Origin of the sequence: Actinoalloteichus spitiensis RMV-1378, assembly GCF_000239155.1 — a bacterium.
GTDB lineage: Bacteria > Actinomycetota > Actinomycetes > Mycobacteriales > Pseudonocardiaceae > Actinoalloteichus_B > Actinoalloteichus_B spitiensis.
In genome coordinates this window covers 1-3,569 of the sequence record NZ_AGVX02000371.1, presented here as the reverse complement: position 1 = coordinate 3,569, position 3,569 = coordinate 1, and the positions used below count along the sequence as shown (strand labels likewise).

General features: G+C 72.7%; 3 protein-coding genes and 1 pseudogene. 2 read left to right on the top strand and 2 right to left on the bottom strand.

Annotation, left to right across the window (positions count from 1 at the left end):
* Nucleotides 1–182, top strand: a pseudogene (locus ACTIDRAF_RS35590) (helix-turn-helix transcriptional regulator); the annotation flags it as partial.
* A 97-nt stretch (nucleotides 183–279) separates the two neighbouring features.
* Here ACTIDRAF_RS35590 and ACTIDRAF_RS29310 read toward each other — a convergent pair.
* Together ACTIDRAF_RS29310 and ACTIDRAF_RS0216455 are read right to left on the bottom strand one after the other, a co-directional pair.
* Nucleotides 280–2,133, bottom strand: coding sequence for a flavin-containing monooxygenase (locus ACTIDRAF_RS29310; protein ID WP_245533564.1), 1,854 nt, complete (start codon nucleotides 2,131–2,133; stop codon nucleotides 280–282).
* Nucleotides 2,134–2,698: 565 nt separating this feature from the next.
* Nucleotides 2,699–3,085, bottom strand: coding sequence for a winged helix-turn-helix transcriptional regulator (locus ACTIDRAF_RS0216455; protein WP_016699820.1), 387 nt, complete (start codon nucleotides 3,083–3,085; stop codon nucleotides 2,699–2,701).
* A gap of 99 nt (nucleotides 3,086–3,184) precedes the next feature.
* Between ACTIDRAF_RS0216455 and ACTIDRAF_RS0216450 the strand changes: the two genes are divergently transcribed.
* A partial coding sequence (locus ACTIDRAF_RS0216450) for an NADPH-dependent F420 reductase (protein WP_016699819.1) occupies nucleotides 3,185–3,569 on the top strand: 385 nt, incomplete at its 3' end.

The following is a 3,569-nucleotide window of genomic DNA, read 5'->3' as shown; positions in this document are numbered from 1 at the left end:
GGGTGGGGGAACCTCCGATGAGCTACCTCGCCGAGTGGCGGGTGTGCCTGGCGGCGGACCTGCTCCGCGAGACGGAGTGGACGGTGGCCACCATCGCCCGCCGGGTCGGCTACGCCGACGCCTTCGCGCTCAGCGTCGCGTTCAAGCGGCGGCGCGGGTGCAGCCCCACCGCCTACCGACGCGGGGTGGCCACCAGCGCTCCACCGGCGCCCGAGAGCGCACCGGTGGGGTCGCGGCCGCCCGGCGACGAGGACGGCCGCGCCACCCCCGCCGCCACCGTCAGTCGTGACGAACGGTGGGCACCGGTCGGATCGGGGAACGCAGTACCTCGGTCATCCCACCGGTGAACCGCCACCGCCGGATCACCTCGTGGAACTGGACCGCGTTGCCGCCGTAGGTGTCGGGGCGCTCGACGGGCATGCCCTCGCCGTTGTAGGAGCCGGGGGTGCAGTCCAGCAGGTACTCCTGGTCCATCGAACCGGACCGGCGCACCTCCGCCACCCAGGCCGCCTCCGCGTCCGCCGTGGGTTCGACGTACCACGCCCCGCTCCGCTCGGCGGCCTCGATCACCGCGGCCAGGTGCCGGGCCTGTTCGTCCAGGCTGTGCGAGAAGTTGATCGACATGCCGTTCTGGGACGGGCCGAGGAAGAAGCAGTTCGGGAAGCCGTGGCTGTAGAAGCCGTGCAGCGTGCGCACGCCCTCCCGCCAGTGCTCGGACAACCGCACGCCGTGCCGGCCCCGGATCCAGCCGCCGAAACCCGCCTCGTAGGGCGTGCCCTCGCTGAAGCCGGTCGCCAGGACCACGCAGTCCACGGCGTACTCGACACCTCCGCTGACCAGGCCGTGTTCGGTCGCCCGCTCCACGCCCCGCCCCCGGGTGTCCACCAGGGTGACCGTCGGACGGTTGAAGGTGGCCAGGTAGTCGTCGCTGAAACCGGGCCGCTTGCAGAACTGCCGGTACCAGGGCTTGAGGGCTTCGGCCGTCGCCGGGTCGCGAACACGGCGTTCCACCCGGGCCCGGAGGTGGTTCATCCGCCGGAAGTCCTCCAACTCCATCCGTTCCGCCACCTCGTCCTCCGTCCCCGGACCACCCGGCGCCAACCCGGGCAGCGGCACCCGCAACGACCGGAACAGCTCCGTCCACCCGTCGGCCACCAGGTCCTCCTCCTGGTCCACGCCGCACACCACGGCGGTGAAGTTCTCCTGCCGGCGGCGCTGCCAACCCGGGGTCAAGGAGTCGGCCCACGCCTTGGAGGTGGGCCGGTTCCCCCGACTGTCGACCGCCGCCGGTGTCCGCTGGAACACGTACAGGTGGCCGGCGTCCCGTCCCAACGGCGGAACGCACTGGATGGCGGTGGCACCCGTTCCCACCACCGCGACCCGCTTGTCCGCCAGCCGGGTCATCGGCGTGGAGGGCCCACCGCCGGTGTAGGCGTAGTCCCAGCGGGCGGTGTGGAACATCCGGCCCCGGAACGTGGCCAGGTCGGGGATCGAGGGGAGCCGGAACTCCCGGAACGGACCGGTCGCCACCGCCACGTACCGGGCCAGCACCACGTCGCCGCGGTCGGTCAGCACCGTCCACCGCCGTTCCTCCTCGTCCCAGCGCAGCTCCGTGACCACCGTCTGGAAGCACGCGTCGCGGTACAGGTCGAACCGCCGGCCGATGGCCCTGGCGTGCTCGAGGATCTCCTCGCCCCCGCAGTACTTCTCGCTGGGCAGCCGGCCGGTCTCCTCCAACAACGGGAGGTAGACGTAGGACTCGACGTCGCACTGCGCCCCCGGGTACCGGTTCCAGTACCAGGTCCCCCCGAAGTCGGCGGCGCGGTCGACGATCCGGATGCGCCGGTCACCGCGTTCCCGGAGGCGGGCCGCGAGGAGCAGACCGCCGAACCCGCCACCCACGACCAGGGTGTCGACCTCGTCCCGCAGCGGGGGCCGCTGGAACGTGGGATCGGCGTTCGGGTCGGCGACGTGGTGCGCGAGCGGACCGGTCGGCGAGACGTACGTCCTGCCGGAGCGGTCGCGGAGCCGCCGATCGCGTTCGACGCGGTACCGTTCCCGCAGCATGGCGGGACCGGGTTCCGGTGCGCGCGTTCCACTGTCCCACTCCGGGGAGAACTTTGGTCCGGTCATCGTTCGATCCGTTCTCGTCGTGAACCGGGGTACGGGAAATTCGACGTCGGCCATGGAGGAATTCCCGTGTGCCCTCGTTTTTCGTGGCGTGGACGGCCGTCGGCGGTGACATCGGGGCACCCGTGTGGCGCCAGTCCTCCCAGGAGGAGTTGCAACGGGTTCTCGCCAGTCGAAGAGCTGGTCAACAGGCTGGAGGCCGCCCGGTCCCACCGAGGTTAGCGGCGCGGACGTCCCCTGGTGGCGGTGCCGCTCGCCGCGAGGACGAGGGGTGGTCCGCCATTCCGCCCGGCCGGCGTGGGCCGCAGAATTTCCCGTACCGCCGATGAGCGGGAGAAACGAGCGGCGGGCGCGGAAGAATGGTGTGAGGGAACGACCGTGCAGTTCCGTTCGGCTCCGCTGGTCTCGACCGGAAATCGAGTTCGGAGCGGGGAGGGCGTGGTTTCCCCTTCACGGGGGAACGGCGGGATTCCAGGACGGCCGGGCCGATCACCGCCCCGGGCGCTCCACGCCGTTCGGCGTGTCCGGCTCGCCATCCCGGGGGGCCCTGCGCGTCCTGTCCGGAGGCTCAGCCGGGGTCGTCGTGCCCGGCGGCGCGGTCCTCCGCGGCGAGCAGTTCGTCCCCGTGTTCGCCGATCCACCGCGCCAACTCCCGCAGCGGCCCGCGCACCAGGCTCTCCCCGAGCCCGGTCAACCGGTACTCGACGTGCGGCGGCGCCGCCGGGAGGGATCGGCGGTCGACCAGTCCCTGGCGGAGGAGCCGGCGCAGCGCCTCGGTCAGCACCTTGTCGCTCAACCCGCCGATCGCCCACCGCAGGTCCCGCCGCCGCCGGGGGCCCTCGCCCAACGCGACCAGCACCACCGGGTCCCAGCGGTGCGTGAACAGGTCGGTGGCGGCCCGAATCCGGCAGTCGGCCTTCAGCTCGACGCAGTGCGCCTGGTCCGCGCGGGTCATCGCACCATTCTCGCCCCTCGTCTCCTACCGATCGGTGCGCGTCGGGCTCCCTACCGTCCACCTCGTACCGAGGACACGACGGAGATCGGAGTGGAAACGATGCGGATCGGGATCCTGGGCGCCGGCGCGATGGCGTCGGCGTTGGGCGTGGGTTGGGTGCGGGCCGGGCACGAGGTCGTCGTCGGGGCGAGGTCGGAGGACAGGGCACGGCGGCTCGCCCGCGACCTCGGCGGGACGGCACAGGCGGCGAGCCCGAGCGAGGCGGCCACCGGGCGGGACCTCGTGCTGCTCGCGGTGCCCTGGTCCGCCGCGGCGGACGTGGTGCGCGACGTGGGCGGACCGGACGGAACACTGGCGGGGACGACGGTGGTCGACCCGACCAACCCGGTCGACTTCACCACCGGAACCCTGCTCACCGAGCCGGGGGAGTCGGGAACGGGCCGGCTGGCGGCACTCGCCCCGGAGGCGCGGCTGGGCAAGGGGG